This window comes from Micromonospora sp. WMMC273 (assembly GCF_027460285.1).
Lineage (GTDB): Bacteria > Actinomycetota > Actinomycetes > Mycobacteriales > Micromonosporaceae > Micromonospora > Micromonospora aurantiaca.
Genome location: NZ_JAPZBE010000001.1, coordinates 128318 through 148268, shown reverse-complemented (window position 1 = coordinate 148268; position 19951 = coordinate 128318). Strand labels below are relative to the sequence as shown.

19 protein-coding genes are annotated in these 19951 nt (G+C 73.8%); 13 read left to right on the top strand and 6 right to left on the bottom strand.

Annotated elements, in window-relative coordinates; translation table 11 throughout:
* Positions 1-33: 33 nt before the first annotated feature.
* Entirely contained in the window at positions 34-3999 is a 3966-nt protein-coding gene (gene eccCa / locus O7611_RS00760; protein WP_194798851.1) for a type VII secretion protein EccCa, read from the bottom strand.
* A gap of 170 nt (positions 4000-4169) precedes the next feature.
* Here eccCa and eccD point away from each other — a divergent pair, with 170 nt between their 5' ends.
* Positions 4170-5567: a type VII secretion integral membrane protein EccD gene (eccD, locus tag O7611_RS00755; RefSeq protein ID WP_194798852.1), complete on the top strand. Its 1398-nt coding sequence runs from the start codon at positions 4170-4172 to the stop codon at positions 5565-5567.
* Here the strand turns inward: eccD and O7611_RS00750 are convergent.
* Entirely contained in the window at positions 5551-6723 is a 1173-nt protein-coding gene (locus tag O7611_RS00750) for a type VII secretion protein EccE (RefSeq protein WP_269696012.1), read from the bottom strand. The genes eccD and O7611_RS00750 overlap by 17 nt on opposite strands.
* 162 nt (positions 6724-6885) lie before the next feature.
* Between O7611_RS00750 and eccB the strand changes: the two genes are divergently transcribed.
* The 8 genes from eccB to O7611_RS00710 all read left to right on the top strand — a co-directional run bounded on the left by eccB (position 6886) and on the right by O7611_RS00710 (position 13353).
* Positions 6886-8355: a type VII secretion protein EccB gene (gene eccB, locus O7611_RS00745; protein ID WP_194798854.1), complete on the top strand. Its 1470-nt coding sequence runs from the start codon at positions 6886-6888 to the stop codon at positions 8353-8355.
* A 116-nt stretch (positions 8356-8471) separates the two neighbouring features.
* Positions 8472-8843: a hypothetical protein gene (locus O7611_RS00740; RefSeq protein WP_013283763.1), complete on the top strand. Its 372-nt coding sequence runs from the start codon at positions 8472-8474 to the stop codon at positions 8841-8843.
* Positions 8836-10122, top strand: a complete 1287-nt coding sequence (locus O7611_RS00735) for a WXG100 family type VII secretion target (RefSeq protein ID WP_194798855.1) — start codon at positions 8836-8838, stop codon at positions 10120-10122. The genes O7611_RS00740 and O7611_RS00735 overlap by 8 nt, the downstream gene beginning before the upstream one ends.
* 160 nt (positions 10123-10282) lie before the next feature.
* Positions 10283-10684, top strand: coding sequence for a hypothetical protein (locus O7611_RS00730; protein ID WP_269696010.1), 402 nt, complete (start codon positions 10283-10285; stop codon positions 10682-10684).
* Positions 10685-10841: 157 nt separating this feature from the next.
* Positions 10842-11672 carry a hypothetical protein gene (locus tag O7611_RS00725; protein ID WP_269696009.1) on the top strand — a complete coding sequence of 277 codons (831 nt, stop codon included), beginning with the start codon at positions 10842-10844 and terminating at the stop codon, positions 11670-11672.
* Between the two features lie 146 nt (positions 11673-11818).
* Entirely contained in the window at positions 11819-12154 is a 336-nt protein-coding gene (locus tag O7611_RS00720; protein ID WP_013283759.1) for a YkvA family protein, read from the top strand.
* A gap of 30 nt (positions 12155-12184) precedes the next feature.
* Positions 12185-12598 (top strand): pyridoxamine 5'-phosphate oxidase family protein, encoded by a 414-nt coding sequence (locus O7611_RS00715; protein WP_194798858.1) that lies wholly within the window; start codon positions 12185-12187, stop codon positions 12596-12598.
* A 146-nt stretch (positions 12599-12744) separates the two neighbouring features.
* On the top strand, positions 12745-13353 hold the full coding sequence (locus tag O7611_RS00710) for a C39 family peptidase (protein ID WP_194798859.1): 609 nt from the start codon (positions 12745-12747) through the stop codon (positions 13351-13353).
* 50 nt (positions 13354-13403) lie between these two features.
* Here the strand turns inward: O7611_RS00710 and O7611_RS00705 are convergent, their stop codons facing one another.
* Positions 13404-13586 (bottom strand): antitoxin, encoded by a 183-nt coding sequence (locus tag O7611_RS00705; RefSeq protein ID WP_194798860.1) that lies wholly within the window; start codon positions 13584-13586, stop codon positions 13404-13406.
* A gap of 130 nt (positions 13587-13716) precedes the next feature.
* Here O7611_RS00705 and O7611_RS00700 point away from each other — a divergent pair, with 130 nt between their 5' ends.
* Positions 13717-14868 (top strand): AI-2E family transporter, encoded by a 1152-nt coding sequence (locus O7611_RS00700; RefSeq protein ID WP_194798861.1) that lies wholly within the window; start codon positions 13717-13719, stop codon positions 14866-14868.
* Between the two features lie 9 nt (positions 14869-14877).
* On the opposite strand, the gene O7611_RS00695 is transcribed toward O7611_RS00700, so the two are convergent.
* Positions 14878-15540 carry a dienelactone hydrolase family protein gene (locus O7611_RS00695; protein ID WP_442929384.1) on the bottom strand — a complete coding sequence of 221 codons (663 nt, stop codon included), beginning with the start codon at positions 15538-15540 and terminating at the stop codon, positions 14878-14880.
* 251 nt (positions 15541-15791) lie between these two features.
* Here O7611_RS00695 and O7611_RS00690 point away from each other — a divergent pair, with 251 nt between their 5' ends.
* The 3 genes from O7611_RS00690 to O7611_RS00680 all read left to right on the top strand — a co-directional run bounded on the left by O7611_RS00690 (position 15792) and on the right by O7611_RS00680 (position 16763).
* Positions 15792-16184, top strand: coding sequence for a MerR family transcriptional regulator (locus O7611_RS00690; protein ID WP_013283752.1), 393 nt, complete (start codon positions 15792-15794; stop codon positions 16182-16184).
* Positions 16154-16501 (top strand): thioredoxin, encoded by a 348-nt coding sequence (trxA, locus tag O7611_RS00685; RefSeq protein ID WP_228531255.1) that lies wholly within the window; start codon positions 16154-16156, stop codon positions 16499-16501. Before O7611_RS00690 ends, trxA begins: the two co-directional genes overlap by 31 nt.
* An 82-nt stretch (positions 16502-16583) precedes the next feature.
* Positions 16584-16763, top strand: a complete 180-nt coding sequence (locus O7611_RS00680) for a hypothetical protein (protein WP_071097001.1) — start codon at positions 16584-16586, stop codon at positions 16761-16763.
* A 42-nt stretch (positions 16764-16805) separates the two neighbouring features.
* Here O7611_RS00680 and O7611_RS00675 read toward each other — a convergent pair whose 3' ends face one another.
* Both O7611_RS00675 and O7611_RS00670 read right to left on the bottom strand, forming a co-directional pair.
* The gene (locus tag O7611_RS00675) at positions 16806-19178 is read right to left on the bottom strand and encodes a glycoside hydrolase family 65 protein (protein ID WP_269696003.1); all 2373 of its coding nucleotides are present in this window, start codon (positions 19176-19178) and stop codon (positions 16806-16808) included.
* On the bottom strand, positions 19175-19927 hold the full coding sequence (locus O7611_RS00670; protein ID WP_269696001.1) for an HAD family hydrolase: 753 nt from the start codon (positions 19925-19927) through the stop codon (positions 19175-19177). The genes O7611_RS00675 and O7611_RS00670 overlap by 4 nt, the downstream gene beginning before the upstream one ends.
* Between the last annotated feature and the right edge of the window lie 24 nt (positions 19928-19951).

The window sequence follows — 19951 nt, the reverse complement described above, 5'->3', positions numbered from 1 at the left end:
CGCTACCGGACGGGCGGCCCGCCGTCCGTCCCGTCAGGCCGGTTCCGTCCACGCGGTCTGGATCAGCTGCTGGCCGTCGCGGCGGCGCACGAGCGTGCCCCGGCCCGGCGGCTGCGGGGTCGGCCGCAGGTTGCCGAACACCGCGCCCTCCTCCCTGCTGCCGGACATCAGCAGGCCCGGCGAGTCCAGCTCGCGCAGGCGTTGCAGCACCGGCTCGTACAGCGCCCGGGCCACACCGCCGACCCGGCGCGTGACGATCAGGTGCAGGCCGATGTCCCGCGCCTGCGGCAGCAGCTCGTGCAGCGCGCTCAGCGGGTTGCTGCCACCGGAGGCGACCAGGTCGTAGTCGTCCACCAGGATGTACAGGTCCGGGCCCTTCCACCAGCTCCGGTCACGCAGCTGCGCGGTGGTCACGTCCGGGCCGGGCAGCCGGTTCTGCAACGCGCTGCGGATCGAGCCGAGGCCCTGGCTGAACACCTGGTTCGACGGCGCGTAGTCGAGCAGGTGATCCCCCTCGACCGCGCCCAGCAGACCACGCCGGTAGTCGGCGATGACCAGCCGCGCCTGGGCCGGGGTGTAGCGCTCGGCGATCCCCCGGGCGATCAGCCGCAGCAGGTTCGTCTTGCCGCACTCGGCGTCGCCGAACACGGTCAGGTGCGGCTCGCCGGCCAGGTCCAGGTAGACCGGGGCGAGCGCCGACTCGTTGACGCCGATCGGGATGCCCGGGGCGGACCTGTCGACGACCTTCGCCAGCTCACTGACCGCCAGCTTGCGCGGCAGCAGCCGGACCTTCGGCGCCGGCTGTCCCGGCCAGTTCGCCGCGACGTGACCGGCGAGCGCCACCGACGCCTCGGTCAGGTCCTCGATGTCACGCTTGCCATCGATCCGCGAGATCGCGGTCAGGAAGTGCAGCTTGTCCCGGGTCAGACCGCGACCCGGCGCGCCCACCGGCACATTCTGCGCGGCCCGCCTGTCGATCTCCGACTCCGACGGGTCACCGAGCCGCAGCTCCAGCTTGGTGCCGAGCAGGTCCCGCATGTTGATCCGGATCTCCGCCCAGCGCACCGCCGTGATCACCACGTGTACGCCGAAGCCGAGGCCCCGATTCGCCAGGTTGGTGATCGTCTGCTCCAGCTCCTCGTACTCCTGGCGCAGCGTGTTCCAGCCGTCCACCACGAGGAAGACGTCACCGAACGGGTCGTCGGTGAACTCACCCGCCGCCCGGCGGCGCCGGTAGCTCGCCACCGAGTCGATGCCGTGCTGGGTGAACCGGTTCTCCCGCTCGTCGATCACGGCGACCACCTCGGCCACCGTCCGCCGGACCGCCTCGACGTCGCGCCGCCCCGCCACACCCGAGGTGTGCGGCAGCCCGTCCAGGCTGCGCAGCGCGCCACCACCGAAGTCGAGGCAGAAGAACTGCACCTCGCGCGGCGTGTGGGTGAGCGCCAGCGAGGCCAGCATCGAGCGCAGCATGGTGCTCTTGCCGCTCAGCGACGCCCCGACGATCACCACGTTGCCGCCGGCCCCGGCCAGGTCCACCATCATCGGGTCGCGGCGCTGCTCGTACGGACGGTCCACGATGCCGACCGGCACCGCGAGCCGGCCGCGGCCCGGCCAGTCGGCGGTGGTAAGGCCGTACGTCGGGTGCACGCTCAGCTTCGGCAGCAGCTCGGCCAGCCCGGACGGCTCGGCCAGCGGCGGCAGCCACACCTGGTGTGCGGGCTTGCCCCGGCCCTTGAGCTGGTCGATCAGCACGTCCAGCATCGCCACGGCCTTGCCGTCGCCGCTCTGCTCCGGCTCCGGAGCGGCCTCCGCCGGGCTCGGCGCCGCCGGCACCGGCACGTAGTCGATGCCGTACGGGACGATCCGGCGCTGCACCTGCGCCCGGGTGGAGCGCTGCACCTGCCCGGGCGCCCGGTACGGGCCGGACACGTAGGCGGCGCGGAACCGCAGCATGGTCGCGGTGTCGGTCTTCAGGTAGCCGTGACCGGGCGCGCTGGGCAGCTCGTACGCATCCGGCACGCCCAGCACGATCCGGCTCTCCACCGCCGAGAACGTGCGCAGACCGATCCGGTACGACAGGTGCGTGTCCAGGCCGCGCAGCTTGCCCTCCTCCAGCCGCTGCGAGGCGAGCAGCAGGTGCACGCCGAGCGACCGGCCGAGGCGGCCGATCATCACGAACAGGTCGATGAAGTCCGGCTTGGCCGCGAGCAGCTCGGAGAACTCGTCACAGATGATCAGCAGGCTGGGCATCGGCTCCAGCTGCTCACCGGCGGCCCGCGCCTTCTCGTAGTCGTACCGGGAGACGTAGTTGCCCGCCGCCCGCAGCACCTCCTGCCGGCGGTTCATCTCACCGGCGAGCGCGTCCCGCATGCGGTCGACCAGCGGCAGCTCGTCGGACAGGTTGGTGATCACCGCGCTGGTGTGCGGCAACGCGTCCAGCGAGGCGAACGTGGCGCCGCCCTTGAAGTCGACGAGGACGAAGTTCAGCTCCTCGGACGAGTGCGTCACCGCGAGCGCCGCGACCACCGTACGCAGCAGTTCGCTCTTGCCGGAACCGGTAGCGCCGATCACCAGGCCGTGCGGGCCCATGCCCTCGTGCGCGGACTCCTTGAAGTCCAGCTCCACCACGTTGCCGTCCGGTCCCAGGCCGAGCGGGATGCGCAGCCGGTCGCGGTGGCTGCGCGGACGCCAGGTCTGCCGGGTGTCCACAGTCGCCGCGTCGCCGACGCCGAGCAGGTCGGGCAGCTCCATGCTGCGGGCAAGCGGCTCCTCGGTGCTGGCGCCCTGCTGCTGGGAGAGCCGGAACGGGGCGATCTGCCGGGCCAGCCCCTCGGCCGCGCTCAGGGAGAGCCGGTCCGGCCGGCCGAGCCGCGACGTGGCGGTGCCGCGCACCAGGTCCAGCCCGGTGCCGTCCCCGGCGTCCAGGCAGAGCAGCCAGCGGCCGGCGTCGCGCGGGACCGCGCCGGACAGGTCGAACACCGTCGTGCCGAGCAGGCCCGGCCCGGTCAGCGCGCAGGTCGCCGAGACCTCACCGCCGTCCAGCACCACCACCACGTGCGGCGCGGTGGTCAGCGGCTTCGCCTCCGGCGCGAACCGGGGCCGTCCGCCCAGGTCCTGGGCCAGCGCGGTCTCCGCCTCGTCCAGCGCGGCGAACACCATCCGGCGCGCGCCGGCCGCGTCCGTACGCCCCGGGTGCTGGGCGTGCGGCAGCCACTTCACCCAGTCCCAGGCGGCCTGCCGGTCCGGCGCCGCCACCACGACCACCAGGAGGTCCTCCGGGGCGTGGAACGTGACGAGCTGGCCCAGCGCGGCCCGGGTCAGGTCCAGCACCGGCTCCCGGTCGCCGCGCAACGCGATCCGGCTGAACGCGCGCAGCGACAGCGCGGTCGGCAGATCCGGCACGCTGGAGTGGGCCCGGACGAACCGGCGCAGCGCGATCGCGCTCATCGGCTCCAGGTCCTCCACCGGCTTGGTCTCCGGCGGCACGATCTCCACCGCCAGCCGCTGCGGGCCCAGTGCGATCCGCACCTCGCCGAAGTCGTCCTCGGTGATCCGCCGCTCCCAGAGCCGGCGCGAGGCGGCGATCGACCAGAGCGCGTCCGGCTCCGGGTGCCGCCAGGTCATCGCGGCGCGCTGCTGCTCGGCCGCCCGCCGGGTGCGCTTGCGCATCTGCGCCAGGTAACGCATGTAGTCGCGCCGCTGGGCGTTCAGCTCGGCCTTGTCCTTGCCGCCGTTGCCGAGCGTGCCGATCGCCATGCCCAACATGGACACACCGAACAGACCACCCGCGACGTACGTCATCATGCCGCCGCCCCGGCCGGCGTAGAGGAACGCCATCGCGCCCACGCCGCAGAGCATCGGCAGGATCATCAGCACCTGGCCCATGCCCTTGGCCTGCGGCTCCGGCAGTTCGGGCGGGGATTCCAGCAGCACCTCGCCGCGCGGCAGCGCGGGCCCCGGTTGACGCGGAAGTCGGCGGAACACCACCGTACTCACGGCTCTCCCCTCCCCAGAAGCGGCCCTGATCGTGGTCTGCCACCGCCGGTGAGCGTCGGGTGGGCAACCTGTGCGACCGCCATCGTAGGTAATCTCCGTCAGGCGTCGTGGACCCGTGGGGCGCGACGCCGACGGCCCAGCGGATCGTATGCGAGCACGAGGAGGCCACTGTGGCGACGAAGACGGCGACCGGCGGGCTGAGCCGGATCACCATCGTGGCGCCGCGTACCAGGATGGATCTGGCGCTGCCGTCCGACGTGCCGCTCGCCGACCTGCTCCCCACGCTGCTGCGGTACGCGGGCGAGGACCTGGCCGACGAGGGCGTACGGCACGGCGGCTGGGCCCTGTCCCGGCTCGGCGGTCAACCGCTCGACGGTGGCCGCACCGCCGCGCAGCTCGGTGTCCGCGACGGCGAGGTGCTCTACTTCAACCCGCGTGCCGCGACCGCCCCCGAGATCGTCTTCGACGACGTGGTGGATGCGGTCGCCACCTCCACCACCCAGCGGGCGGGCGCCTGGCAGGTGGGCACCACCCGGGCGTTCGCGGTCCTGCTGGCCGCCTCGGCGTTGGCCGGAGGCGCGGTGGCGACGCTGCTCACCGGCCCGCCACAGCTACCCGGCGCGGCGGCCGCGTTCGTGGTCGCGGTGGCACTGCTGGTCGGCGCCGCGGTGCTGTCCCGCGCCGCCGGCGACAGCCGCACCGGCGCGGTGCTGGCCCTGGTCGGAATCGGGTACGCGGGCGTCGGCGGCCTGCTGGTGCTCGCCGGTGAACGGACGCTCGGCGAGCTGGCCGGCCCGCACGTCCTGCTCGCCGGCACCGCGGTGGTGGTCTTCGGCGCGATCGCCGCGCTGGCGGTCGGCGACCGCCTGCCACTGTTCCTCGGCGCGGTCGGTGTGGGCGGCGCGGTCGGCCTCGGTGCGGTGCTCAGCCTGTCCTTCGACATCGGCGCGGCGGCCTCGGCGGCGGTCGTGGCGACTGTCGCCTTCGGCGCGCTGCCCGCGCTGCCGATGCTCGCCTACCGCCTGGCCCGGCTGCCGGTGCCGTCCATCCCCACCGGCCCGGACGACCTCAAGACCGACACCGAGTCGGTGGACGGGCCGTCGGTGCTGCGCAACAGCGAGCGCGCGGACGCGTTCCTCACCGGCCTGCTGTGGACCGTCTCGCTGCTGGTGCTCGGCGGCGAGGTGGTGCTGGCCGAGGACGGCCGGCTCCCGGCGGTCCTGCTCTGCCTGGTGCTGGCGCTGCTGTCGCTGCTGCGGGCCCGCCCGTTCCTCGGCCGCGCCCAGCGCACGCCGGTGCTGCTGGCCGGCACCGTCGGTCTCGGGCTGGTCGCCGCCGCCACCTTCGCCGCCGGCTCACTGGCGGTACGGCTCGGCCTGATCCTCGGCGGCCTGGCCGTGGTGGCCGTGATCAGCCTGGTCTACGGCCTGACGGTGGCCGGCAAGCGGATCTCCCCGGTCTGGGGCCGGACCCTGGACATCGTCGAGATCCTGCTGATCATCGCGCTGGTGCCGCTGGCCGTCTGGGTGTGCGGCGCGTACGGCTGGATCGTCAACCTTCGACCGTGACGGTCCCCATCGCGGTGCCGACCGGCGCGGTGGCGTAGACGCCCGGGCCGTGCTGGCCGTCCAGCGGGCGGGCCGGCACGCCGGCACGCCGGGCCATCTCCCGGACCGCCTTCACCAGCGCCTCGGCGTGCCCGTCCATGGCCGCCACCCGCAGCAGCGGCGGCACCCGCCGGCCGCCCGGGAGCACCACGGCGGCGACCGTGTGCGAGGGCGCGGAGGTGGAGGTGACCGCGTCCACCAGCGCGCCGAGCGAGCCGTTGGGGCGTACCCGCAGGGCCAGGCAGCGCTGCGTCCAGCCGCCCCCGCGCAGGCTGGTCCACGTCTCCACCGGGGACTCCGGCGCCAGGTCGAGCCCGGCGCCGGACACCACCGCCGCGTGCAGCTCGTTGCGGTCGAGCACCCGGTGACCGAGGCCGGCGGCGTTGAGCGCCTTGCCGAGCCGGCCCACCCCGGCCGCCACCGTGCGGTGCACGCCGCGCAGGCCGCCGCCCCGGCTCACCGCCTCGGCCCGCGCGTCGGACACCGACAGGCGCAGCGCCACCCACACGGTCCGGTACGCCGACGGCGGCGCGCCGGGTGCCGGGTACCAGACCAGGGTGTGCGAGACGACCTGGGTCTGGGTGACCGGGCCGGAGAAGTCGGCGAGCACCGCGAGCGCCCGGTCCACCACCGCCGCATCGATCGAGCCGGCCGGCCCCCCGGGACGGCCGGTCAGCGCCAGCGCGGCGAACCAGCCCCGGTCGTCCTGCCCGATGCCGAGCCGGGTGCCGCGCTCGGTCAGCTCCACCACCGTCAGCTCGGGGGCGAGCGCGGCGAGCCGCGGGTCACCGCCCGGCGCCGCGCCCCGGGCCCGGTCGCGGCGCCGGCGCAGCCGGCGGCGGAGCATCAGGTCCTCGTACCACCAGCGGCCGCCCCGGCGCGCGAACGCCGCGGCCACTGCCAGCAGCGCCAGGACGCCGACCGCCGCGAGCAGCCACGCCGGGCCGGCGGTGGCGAACCAGACGGCGAGCGCCGCGCACTCCACCACCACGAGCTGCCCGACCACGACCGGGCCGAGGCGTCCCCGGCGGCGCTTGTCGGCCGGGGTGACCGGCCGGTCCGGCGGCACGGCGGGAGCGGTGGCGGTACGACCGGGTGGCGCCTGGAGCTGCGTCATCGGTGTGCGTCCCTTCTGGACATCCTGGGCATCCGCCGGGCGGGTGCGGTCGTTCGGGCGGCGGACGGGGTCCGGCGCACCCCCGACGGCCCCTTATCGTAGGGAAGCCCACGGCGCTGTTCGGACCTGTCGCCGCGGACCCACCCCCGCCGGAGGTTAGTCATGCGGACCCGCCGCGATCAGGTGCAGGCGTACCGCTTCGTCACCCGCCGCATCGTCTCGGCGCTGCTCTCCGGTGATCCGGAGACGAACGACCTGCCGATGCGCCGCCTCGGCATGGCGGTGTTCGGCAGCGTCATCGCGGCCGCCGTGGTGCTCGGCGGTGTGGGCGCGTACGGGCAGCTCACCAGCAACTCCGCGCCGCTGGAGCCGAACACGCTGGTGATCGAGCGGGAGACCGGCGCGACGTACTACTTCGGCGAGGACCAGGTGCTGCGCCCGACGCTCAACTACGCCTCGGCGCGGCTGATCGTCAACGACGCGGCGGCGCAGCCGCGCACCATGTCCCAGGCGTCGATCAAGGACCGTCCACGCGGGCGGCTGGTCGGCATCGTGGGCGCCCCGGACGACCTGCCGGACCGCAAGTCCCTGGTCGGGCTGCCGTGGTCGGTGTGCGACGTACCGGATCCGAACGACCCGCAGCGCTCCACCACACACCTGGTGATCGACCGCGCGCTGCCGGGCGGCACGGCACTGACCGACCGGGCCGTGGTGGTGCGGACCAGCGACGCCCGTTACCTGCTCACCGGCGGTTCCCGGCTGCAGGTCGCCGGCGACGAGCAGGCGCTGGTGGCGTTGAAGATGGCCGGCGCGACGAACCTGACGGTCGGGCAGCAACTGCTGAACGCGGTGCCGGTCGGCCCGGTGCTGCGCAAGCCCACGATCGCCGGGGACGGCAGCGCGAGCGGCCTCACGGTGGCCGACCGGCCGGCCCGGATCGGCCAGGTCTACCAGGCCGCCGGCCAGTACTACGTGCTCACCCGCCAGGGCCTGGCCACAGTCCGCGAGGTCACCGCGCTGCTGCTGCTCGGCAGCGGCGGCGAGGTGACGCAGATCACTCCGGACGAGGCGGGCCGGCTCCTCACCGACCAGCGGCTGGACGCGGACGGCCTGCCGGCCCGGCTGCCGACGCTGCACGAGGTCCGGCCGGGCCGCACCGTGCTGTGCGCCACCTACCGGCCCGGCCCGGCCGGTCAGCCGCCGACCACCACGCTGGAGGTCTTCGACTCCCCGCCGGCCGAGCTGACCTCGGCGACCGCGATGCCGGCCCGGCAGGGCGCCCGGGACGCGGTACGCACCGCCGAGAACGTGCTGCTACCGGGCGGCAAGGGCGTGCTGGTGCAGGCCACGGCCGGGGAGAGCGGCAAGGCGGCGGCCGGTTCGACCGTCTACCTGATCACCGCCCAGGGCATCCGCTATCCGCTCGGCACCGCCGGGGGCGACGCGAAGAGCGCGCTCGGGTACGGCGACGTGACGCCAGTGGCCGTACCGGCCTCGCTGCTGGCGCTGGTGCCGACCGGCCCGACGCTGTCCCGCGAGGACGCGATGACCTACTTCGATGTGTCGGCACCCCCGGGGGCCACCGCGACGCCCTCGGCCGGGGGCGCGGCGGCGCAGGTCCAGGGCGGTTGAACGGCCGTCGGCCGATCCGAAGTGGAGGAACCCCGTCACGGGTCGCCCGGGTTGGCTCGCTTCGACTAACCTGAGTACGGCGAACGGTTATCGACGATGACTACGGGGATGCAGCCATGACGGGGCGCACGACGGTAGACGTACTGTCCTTGGAGGACTTCCACCAGCGGCTCGAGCGGCGCCTGCACGAGGCGGAGTCGGTGTTGCGCAAGCTCAACACCCAGATGCAGTGCCGCCCGCCGGCGCTCGGCACGTTCACCGACGCGACCGACAACGCACGTCGCTACTCCGAGACGCACCAGAGCTACGTCAACCACGTCGACCGGCTGCGCCGGGCGATCCTGGCCGCCCGCGAGGCGACCCACAAGATCATGACGAACTACAAGACCGCCGAGGCCCGCAACGCCGCCGCCGCGGCCGACATCGCCGCCGCCCTCTCCGGGCTCAACGAGGCGATGAAGCAGCCGAAGGAGGACCCGCGTGTCTGAGTACACCCGGCGCTACGAGCACGTCAGCCACGAGGAGCTCTACCAGGGCGTCAACGCCGGCGACCCGAAGCAGATCGAGGCGCTCAGCGCCCAGTGGACCTCCCTGAAGGGCACGCTCGACGACCTCGGCCGCGACCTGACCGCCGACCTGGAGGCGCTGGCGAAGACCTGGACCGGCGACGCCGCGCGGGAGTTCCACCGTCGGCTGGACATGGTCGTCCGCTACTCCGGCAACCTGTCCGAGGGCATGACCGGCATCCGGCAGGGCCTGGACATGATGTCCAGCGAGCTGCGGGCCGCGCAGTCCAAGGCGGAGAGCCCGGAGAAAACCGACGACAACGACAAGCTGCTCTCCGGCGCCGGCAAGGGCTTCCTGATCGGCGGCGCCCCGGGCGCGGTGATCGGCGGGATCGTCGGCCACCAGCAGGACAAGGCCGAGCAGGAAAAGGCGCACCAGCGGATGGTGCAGGTCGTGGCGAAGCTCGCCGAGGGCTACGACTTCTCGGCGTACGGCCGCATCGTCGTGCCGGACCCGCCGGAGACCGAACTGCCCGGCCACACGAGCAACGGCGACCCGACGCTGCAGAACGGCCCGTCGGTGAAGACGCCGTCGTCCGGCCCGAGCCTGGGCAGCTTCGGCCCGGGCGCCAACGCCACCGCCACCTCGTCGGGCGTGCACCACACGGCCCCGACCGGCGGTACGCCGGGCGAGGGCACGCCCGGTGCGGGCACTCCGGGCGGCCAGCCCGGCGCCGGCGCTCCGGGTTCGGTGCCGACCAGCGGCACCGTCGACCCGGGCGGCACCTCGCTGGCCGGTGCCGCGCCGCTGACCAGCACCGTCGGTGGTCCGACGATCGGCGGCGGCCCGGGCTTCGGTCCAGGCGGTGCCGGCCCGACGACGATGAGCGCCGGCGGACCGGGTGGCGGGCTCTACGGCGCCCCCGGTGTGCTGAGCACCGGCTCGCTCGCGGGCACCGGCACCAACGCGGCGTCCTCGGCCCGCTTCGGCGGCATGTCCGGCGCGGAGAACCGCTCGGCGGCCGGCACCGGCCGGCTCACCTCCGGTCGTGGCCTCGTCGTCGACGCCGGAAGCAAGGGCGCCGAGCGCACCGGCGGCGCCACCGGGCGGCCCGCGATGGCCGGCCGCAGCGGCGTGCTGGGCGGGCGCGGCGGCCACGGCGACGACGAGTCCGACGGCCGGCTGACCTGGCTCACCGAGGACGAGATGGTCTGGAGCGACGGCGACGCCGCCCCGCCGCCGGTGCTCGGCGGCAACTGAGCCCGGCCTTCACGAGACGGCGCGGCACCCCGGAAGGGGCGCCGCGCCGTTGCGCGTCGGGCCTGCGCGGATGTCCGTCCACACCGACCCGTGGGGTGGCTCACGTAACCCGCAAGATCCTTGAGCTGCGGGATCGTCCGTCGACCGATAGGTTGAACAGGTGCTGCCCGTAGCGTTCACCCCGTCCACCTGGACGGCGACGCTGCGCCGGATCGCCCGCACGGCTGTGGCCGGCCTGGTGATCATCGTCGGCCTCCAGGGCATCGCCGCCGCACCCGCCCACACCGCTGCGGCCTCGCACGCCACAGTCGTCTCGCACGCCGTCGCGATCGAGCACGTCGCGGCGCGGCAGGCGGTCACGACCGGCGCCGCGCGTTCCGCCGGCCTCCCGGCCGCCGACGCGACGACCGCTGCCCCGCGGACCACCGGCCCCGGCACCGGCCCGGCCGTCACGGAAGCCCTCTCCACCGACTCCGCCGGGCGCGTCCCCGGCGTCGAGGTCGTCGCCGCCGCCGACCCCGGCCGGGCGGACATCGCCCGTCGCGGTCCGCCGCGCGCCTGACCGGGCGCCCCTTCCGGTACGCCCCGGCGCGGCCCCACCGGCCGCACGCCTCGCGCCCTGCCGCGCGTCCCGTCGCGTCCGAGTCACGACGCGCACCCACCCGGATGTCCGGGCCACGACCGTTTATCGTCCTTCGTTCCACCACGAGGTGCTGGTGATGCAGACCGTCTTCTCCTCCGTCCTGCCCGACATGCCCGCGGTCGCCGTGATCTGGCTGGTCCTGCTCGCCGTGGCTGCGACAGTGGTCACCGCGCTGATCGTCCGCCCGTCCCGGTTCCGCTCGGAACTGATCGACCGGATCAGCGACGCCGCCCGGCCGAGCAGCATCGATCGGGCCGAGCGTGCCCGCGTACGGGGCCAGGAGCAGATCCGCTACGCCGACGAGGTGGCGGTGGCCGCGTCCCGTGCCACGGCGACCGCCGAGCGGAGCCGATCCGAGTGGCTGACCGCCCAGGAGGAGGCCGAGGCCGCCTGGCAGGCGTACCAGGCGGCCGAGGAGGACGTCCGTCGCCTGAGTGCCGCCGCGGCGCTGCCGCTGCCCCGGACCGCCCGGACCCCGGCCGAGTACGCGGACCGGGAGCGCTGGCTGCACCGGGCCGCGATGGACGCCCAGTGGCGGAACGAGATCACGGTGCGGCAGCTCAGCGACATCCTCGGCGGCAACGGCTGGGACCCGAGCCGGCATCCGGTGGAGCAGGAGCTGCTGCTGCGCCGGCTGGTCCGGGACAACATGGCGGCCCGGCACCGGGCCGCGATGCAGCGGGAGCAGGCCGCCTGGCAGGCGGCCGAGCTGGCCGCGGCGGCGGCGCAGAGCCTGCGTGACGAGGCGTTCGCGGCCCTGCACCCGGTCGCCGAGCCGCAGACGGAACTCTCCATCGTCGGGTTCGCCGGCCCCGAGGCCACCCGGGAACTGCCGACCGCGGCGGGCGTGGAGACCACTCGCGAGCCGACCCCGGTGGCCCGGGGCCGGGCGGCGGTCGTGGCCTGAGAGCACCGTGGCCCGGGCTCGCGGATGGATGACTTCCGAGCCGTTTGTCGGCGGCGGCTACAGGAAGTAGCGGACACCACCGAGAACGGGGAGGCTCGGAGCTTCGACACCGCGCGGCCCGGGCCCGGCTCGGCTAGCGTGGTGGCGTGTCCCGTGAAGCCTGGGTGCTGGTCGTCCTCGCCGCCGTCCTCGCGGCGGCCATGCTGGCCGGGGCGGTACTGCTCGCCATCCGGGTGGTCCGCACCCGCCGGATGCTCGGCGCGCTCGGCGCCGGCGGCAAGGTCGCGTTCTACGGCGCGCTGATCTACACGATCCTGCCGGTGGACCTGCTGCCCGACCCGATCTACCTGGACGACATGGGCGTGCTGGCCGGCGCGCTGTTCTACCTGGGCCGGCTGGTCGCCAAGCACCGCGCCGAGCAGCGGGCCGCCGGGGAGTCTCCGGTGGCGACGTTGCCGCCCGGCGCGGCACCCCGCCGCTGAGACGTCACCGGCACGGAACGAGGAGACGACATGGCGGCACGGCACCGGCTGGATCCGAACGACGAGCGGGTGGCCCGCTTCTTCGCGGACCGGCACCTCGCCACGCTCACCACTCCGCGTGCCGACGGCACTCCGCACGTCGTACCCGTGGGAGTGACCTTCGATCCCGCGGCCCGGCTGGCCCGGGTGATCACCTCAGCCGGGTCGGCCAAGGCCCGGCACGTCGCGGCGGCCGGGCCGGACGGCGTCCCGGTCGCGGTGTGCCAGGTCGACGGCCGCTGGTGGCTGACGGTGGAGGGCCGCGCGGTGCTGCGCCGCGACCCGGAGTCGGTGGCCGAGGCCGAGCGCCGGTACGCCGAGCGGTATCGCACGCCGCGCCCGAATCCGGAACGGGTGGTCATCGAGATCGCGGTGACCGGGCTCCTGGGAAGCCTCCCCGACTGAGGCGTCTGTCCGGTTCCGCGGTGGCACCGGTCACGGCCGGAAATGAGCCGCAGCGGCAGGGCGGTTGAACTCTCCGTACGCCGAGTGCCACTCCTGGTGCCGCGTCTCCCGCACGGAGCCGTCGACCCCCGAATGGAGCCTCGACCATGAACCCGATCATCCGTAAGTGTGTGCTGTCCGTCGCCGGTCTGGCCGCGGCCGGCGGTGCCGTGGCCGGTCCGGCCGCCGCCCACGCCGCCCCGGTCAAGGGCAAGGGCGACCGTGCCGCCGACTACGAGTACCAGGCACAGCCGAACTACTTCTACTGCGGTCCCGCCTCGACCCGGATCGCCCTGTCGGCCGAGGGCAGGGACGTCAGCCAGGACGAGCTGGCGACGAAGCTCGGCACCACCGAGAACGGCACCGACTCGGCCATCGACATCACCCGCGTGCTCAACGAGTACACGGGTGGCAAGTACAGGACCACCGAGATCCGCGACGACGTGGCCACCCGGGACCAGGTCGAACGTCTGCGCGCGGACATCCGTACCGCTGTGGACGACGACCGCCCGGTGGTGGCGAACATCCTGGGCGGCGCCCGGGACATCGACGGGGTGGAGCACAGCTACCCCGGCCACTACGTGACTGTCGTGCGGTACGAGGGCGACGGCGACCGGGTGCTGATCGCCGACCCGGCCCGGCCGGACGAGCCGACGTACTGGATGGACGTGACCGAGCTGGCCAACTGGATCGCCGGCCGCGGCTACAGCTCCTGACCCGCACGGGCCGGTCCCCTTCTGGGGGGCCGGCCCGCCGTCGAGGTACGTCAGCGGCCGGTGTCGCCGTCGCCGGTGCGCTGCTGCGCCATGTCGACGCCCTTGTCGATCTGCGCGTCGTACTTGCCGCCGCTGCGCTTGTCCGCCGCGTCACCGGCCTTCTCGATGCCCTGGTCGACCTGCTTGTCGTGCTTGTCGGCGAAGTCCTTGGCCTTGTCCATGAAGTCACTCATGCCCGATCTCCCTTCGATACGGTGAATGCCTTCCCGGAGGCCGGGGGCACAAACACCGGGTGGGCGGTTACGTCCCTGGTGTCGGATCGGCCCGCGTCGGGTACCAACGGCCCGGATCGAGGAGGGCGACGTGGACGACGACGCTGGCATAACCGGGCGGGCACCGACCGCCGGACCGCGGCAGACCTGGGCGGGACTTCCCTGGCCGGTACGGACGGCGGTCACCTGGAGCGCCTGCCTGCTGGTGGTGACCGCCGGGCTGTGGCTGCTGGGGCAGATCGCCGTACTGCTCGCGCCGCTGGCGGTGGCGCTGGCCGGCACGCTCTTCCTCGCCGCGCTGCTCGACCCGATCCTGGTACGCCTGCGCCGGCTGCGGGTGCCGGCCGGGCTCGCCGCACTGCTGAGCATCCTGCTGCTGCTCGGCATCCTGGGCGGCGCCGGCGTCCTGGTCTGGAACCTCACCGCGAGCCAGTTCAGCGAGTTGAGCCAGCAACTCGACGAGGGGTTGCAGCGCACCCGGGACTTCGTCACGTCCAGCCTGCCGGTCACCGACCAGCAGCTCGACCGGCTCGTCGAGCAGATCCGGCAGGGCCTGAGCAGCGGCGCGCCCGACCCGGTCGCCGGTGCGCGCAAGGTCGCCGAGGTGGCGGGCGCGGTGCTGCTCGCCCTGGTGCTGCTGTTCTTCCTGCTCAAGGACGGCCGCTCGATGTGGCGCTGGGTGCTGCGCCGGCTCACCGGCCCGCGCCGGGAGCTGACCGCCGAGGCGGGACGGGCGGGCTGGCGGACGCTCGGCGCGTACAGCCGGGGCACGATGATCATCGCGGCCATCGACGCCATCGGCATCGGGCTGGCCCTGGTGGTGTTGCGTGTCCCGCTGGCCCTGCCGCTCGCCCTGATCACGTTCCTCGGCGGGTTCGTACCGATCATCGGCGCCACGGTGGCCGGTGCGGTGGCGGTGCTCGTCGCGCTCGCCGCGAACGGTCCCACCACCGCGCTGCTGACGCTGGCCGCCGTGATCGCCGTCCAGCAGATCGAGGGCAACCTGCTGGAACCACTGGTGATGCGGCGGCAGGTGCAGCTGCACCCGGCGGTCATCCTGGTGGTGGTCACCGCCGGCACGCTGGTGGCCGGGGTCGCCGGGGCGTTCGTGTCGGTGCCGATCGCGGCGGTGCTGTGGCGGGTGCTGGACACCGTCCAGCGGCACCGCGCCGCCGAGCGGAGCGGCTCCGACGTTCCCGCACCGACCGCCGACCCGGGCCGCGCCGCCGAGGCGGCGGGCTGACGGCGCCGGTCAGGCGGGGTGTGGCTGGCGCAGGTGCGTGGTGAACCACGTACCTGCCTGGTCGGCCACCTGCTCCAGCGTGCCGGGCTCCTCGAACAGGTGCGTGGCGCCGGGCACGATCCGCAGCTCGACGACCTCGCCCAGCGCGTCCCGGGCCTGCTCGTTGAGCACGATCACCTGCTCGTCCAGGCCGCCGACGAGCAGCAGCGTCGGTGCGCGTACCGCGGTCAGTGAGCTGCCGGCCAGGTCGGGCCGGCCGCCCCGGGAGACCACAGCGCCCACCCGGTCCGGCCGGGCCGCGGCGGCGACGAGTGCGGCGGCGGCGCCGGTGCTGGCGCCGAACAGTCCGATCGGGAGCCGCCTCAGCTCCGGGTCGGCACCCATCCAGTCGACGATCCCGGCCAGGCGCTCGGCCAGCATGCCGATGTCGAAACGCAGTTCGGCGGTGATCTCGTCCCGGGCCTCCTCGTCGGCGGTCAGCAGGTCGACGAGCATCGTGGCGAGCCCGCGTTCGTTGAGCGCGCGCCCGACGGCCGTGTTGCGCGGGCTGTGCCGCGAGCTGCCGCTCCCGTGAGCGAACAGCACCACCCCCCGCGCCTCGGCAGGCACCACCACGTCTCCCACGAGCCCGCCGTCCACCACAGGCACCGAGACCTCACGCATCTCCTCCACCCCCCTCTCGCCCACCCCCGCTCTCCCCCACGGCATACCCCCCACCCCGACGATCATGAAGTTGACGGCCCAGAAAGCCCCCGCCCCCTATCGGGTTGATCATGAAGTTGGCGGCAGATTCCGAGATCCACAACGCCGTCAACTTCATGATCTACGGGGACAGCAGGGGAAGACGGACGCGCGCGGGGTTGCGTTGACGTCGGCGGCAAGGTTTAGCGTCAGCCTGGCAGTGAGGGACGGGGGGGCGGCGGATGCGGATCGGGGAGCTGGCGCAGCGGGCCGGTACGAGCACCCGCACCCTGCGCTACTACGAGGCCCACGGCCTGGTCCGGCCGAACCGGTCCGCCAACGGATACCGGGTCTACGACGAGGCGGAACTACGCGTCGTCCGCGAGATCCGGTCCCTGCTGGCGATCGGCTTCGGCCTGGACGACATCCGCCCGTTCGTGGCCTGCCTGCGCGCCGGAAACGACTCCGGTGACGTCTGCCCCGATTCGGTGGCGGTGCTGCGGCGCAAGCTCGCCGAGGTGGACGACTACCTCGACCGGCTGGGCGACGTCCGCCGCCGGCTGCACGACCAGCTCGCCCACGCGATCGCCCAACGGGAGGAAACATGCCTCAGGACACGGGGACCGGCCGGCTGAACCCGGTCACCGACGACACGTTCGCGGCTACCGTGCTGGCCGCCGACCGGCCGGTGGTGGTGGACTTCTGGGCCGAGTGGTGCCCGCCGTGCCGGGTGGTGTCGAAGCACCTGGCCGAGCTGGCCGAGGAGTTCGGCGACGCGCTGCGCTTCGTCACCCTCAACACCGACGAGAACCCGGCCACCGCACGTGCGCACCGGATCATGTCCGCGCCGACCATGCTGGTGTTCCGGGACGGCGAGGTGGTCGGCTCGATCGTCGGCTCCCGCCCCAAGGACCACCTGCGGCGCAGCTTCGCCCAGCACGTGGACGGTTGAGCCCGCACCCGGACGGTTGAGCCGCCGCCGGGCGGGAACGCGGCGGGGTGACCACGGACCCCGACCGATCGCGAGGATCGTCATGGCGAAACAGGACAGGTCCCGGGAACAGGAACTCACCGACCAGGAACGCCGTAAGCAGGAGCTGAAGGACTCGCCGGACTGGGCCGACCGCGCCTCGACGGCGCGGACGTCCGACGATCCGCGGGCCACGGCGCCGCGCGACGCCGGCGGGCGTCCGTCGAACGGCCGCCAGTTCTGAGGTAGGCGTACCGAGCGGTCCCGCCCGTCGTGGCGGGGCCGCTCAGTTCGCGCGTTCCGGCAGGTGCATCAGCGGCGCGCGGTCCTGCGGCTGCTCCGGCTGCGCCCCGCTCGGGTGTGCCGGCGGCACCGCCACGGTCACCGGCTGCGCAGAGGTGACCCGCAGCGGCTCGCCGTGGTGCCGCAGCTCGACGACGGTGTCCGGGCCGCCGTTGCGCAGCGAGTACGTCGTCTGGTGCGGCCGCACGTCGACCCGCAGCCGCATCCCGTGCCACTGGAGCGAGAACTCCAGGCGGCTGAGGCGGCTGGAGAGCCGGGGCGCGAAGGAGAGCATCCCGTCGTGGTCCCGCAGCCCGCCGAACCCGGCGACGAGCGCGATCCAGGCGCCCGCGAGTGATGCCATGTGCACGCCGTCGCGGGTGTTCTCGTTGAGGTCGTGCAGGTCCATCAGCGCGGCCTCGCGCAGGTAGCGGTGGGCCAGTTCGAGGTAGCCGACCTCGGCCGCCAGCACCGCCTGGGTGCAGGCGCTCAGCGACGAGTCGCGTACGGTGCGCCGCTCGTAGTAGACGAAGTTGCGCAGTTTCTCGGCGGCGCTGAACGCGTCGCCCCGCCAGTGCATGGCGAGCACCAGGTCGGCCTGCTTGACGACCTGCTTGCGGTAGAGGTCGAAGTACGGATAGTGCAGCAGCAGCGGGTACTTCTCCGGCGGCGTGTGCTCGAAGTCCCACTCCTGGAAGCGGGTGAATCCCTCCACCTGCTCGTGCACGTCGGTCTCCGCGTCGTACGGGACGTGCATGTCGTTCGCGGCGTCCCGCCAGGCGGCGGCCTCCTCCTCGGTGACGCCGAGGTCGAGCGCCTGGTCCCGGTAGCGCATCGCGCAGTCCGCGGCGGTACGCAGGTTCCGCTGGGCCATCAGGTTGGTGTAGACGTTGTCGTTCTTCACCGCCGTGTACTCGTCCGGGCCGGTGACGCCGTCGATGTGGAACCGCCCGGCGCGGTCGTGGTGGCCGAGCGAACGCCACAGCCGGGCGGTCTCGACGAGCAGTTCCAGCCCGATCTCCCGTTCCAGCGCCTCGTCGCCGGTGACCAGCACGTAGCGGCGCAGCGCGTCGGCGACGTCGGCGGCGATGTGGAACGCGGCGGTGCCGGCGGGCCAGTACGCCGACGACTCCGGCCCCTCGATGGTGCGCCACGGGAAGGCAGCGCCTTCGAGGTTCAGCGTGCGGGCGCGTTCCTGCGCCTGGGCCAGCGTGTCGTACCGCCACTGCAACGCGTCCCGGACCGCTCCCGGCTGCGTGTACGTGAGCACCGGCAGCACGAACATCTCGGTGTCCCAGAACGCGTGGCCGTCGTACCCGGGGCCGGTAAGGCCCTTGGCCGAGATCGGCCGCCGTTCCGCGCGGGCGCCGGCCTGGAGGACGTGGAAGAGGCCGAAGCGGACGGCCTGCTGCACCTCGGGGTCGCCTTCGACGCGCACGTCGGCGGCGTCCCAGAACGCGTCCAGGTATTCGCGCTGGGCCCGGCGCAGGCCGTCCCAGCCGTCGAGCCGGGCCGCGGCGAGCGCCGCGCCGACCTGGTCGCGCAGCGCCGGGAGGGACCGGCGGCTGGACCAGCCGTACGTGAGGTACTTGACCACCCGCAGCTTCTGGCCGGGCTTGAGCACGCAGCCGATGGTGGTGCGGACCCAGTCCTCGTACCCCTCGCTCTCGATCGTGGTGCGTTCGGGCCCGTCGACGTCGTGGCCCATCGCGGCGGCGACCCGCAGGCCGCTGACCTTGGTCCGGTGGATGAGCTGGCCGCCGTCGTCGGTGGTCAGTTCCTCCTCGGCCTGCAACGGCGACTCCAGGACGGCGGCCACCCGGGGGTCGCGGCTCTGCGGCGGCAGCGACTCGTTGGCGACCAGCTCGGACTGGAGGATCAGCCGCAGCGGCCCGTCGACCGGCTCCACCTCGTAGTGGATGGCGGCCACCGAGCGCTGGGTGAACGACACCAGCCGGGTGGTACGGACCTTGACCTCGCGGCCGGCCGGCGAGCGCCAGTGCAGGTCCCGGTGGAGCGTGCCGGCCCGCATGTCGAGGACCCGCTCGTGGGCGAGCAGTTCGCCGTAGCGCACGTCGAGCGGCTCGTCGTCCACGAGCAGCCGGATCAGCTTGCCGTTGGTGACGTTGACGATGGTCTGCCCGGACTCGGGGAAACCGAAGCCCGCCTCCGCGTACGGCAGCGGGCGCAGCTCGTAGAAGGAGTTCAGGTAGGTGCCGGGCAGCCCGTGCGGCTCGCCCTCGTCGAGGTTGCCCCGCAGCCCGATGTGGCCGTTCGACAGCGCGAACACCGACTCGGACTGGGCCAGCACGTCCATGTCGAGTTGCATCTCCCGGACGTGCCAGGGCTCGACCGGGTACGCCCGTTCCCGGATCACGCGGCCGGCTCCGGGGCGAGAAGGTCGGCGAGGTCGGTGACCACCACGTCGGCGCCCTGCGCCAGCAGCTCGTCGGCCTGGCCGACCCGGTCGACGCCGACCACGTACCCGAATCCGCCGGCCCGCCCGGCGGCCACCCCGGCGAGGGCGTCCTCGAAGACGGCGGCCTGCGCCGGTTCGACGCCGAGCAGCCGGGCGCCTTCCAGGAACGTGTCGGGGTGCGGTTTGCCGCGCAGCCCGCTCGCGCGGGCGACCACGCCGTCCACCCGCGCCTCCAGCCAGCGGTCCAGCCCGGCGGCGTGCACGACGGCGGCGCAGTTGGCGCTGGCCGAGACGACCGCGCGGCGCAGCCCGGCCGTGGTGGCTGCCTCCAGGTAGCGCACCGAACCCTCGTACACCTCGACGCCGCGCTGCTCGATCTGCTGGAGCAGGACGACGTTCTTGCGGTTGCCGAGGCCGTTGACGGTGTCCGCCTCGGGCGGGTCGTCCGGCGATCCCTCGGGCAGCGTGATGCCGCGCGAGGCCAGGAATGTGCGCACCCCGTCGGCGCGCGGTCTGCCGTCCACGTACCGGTTGTAGTCCGGTCCGGGGTCGAACGGGTGGAACGGCTCGCCGGTTTCGGCCGACCGTCGCCGCAGGTACGCGTCGAACGTCTCCGCCCAGGCGGCGTTGTGCACCTTGGCGGTCTGCGTCAGCACACCGTCCAGATCGAAGAGACAAGCGCGCACGTGCGCGGGGAGGCCCAGCATCGCTTGAATCTAACCAGACCCCGC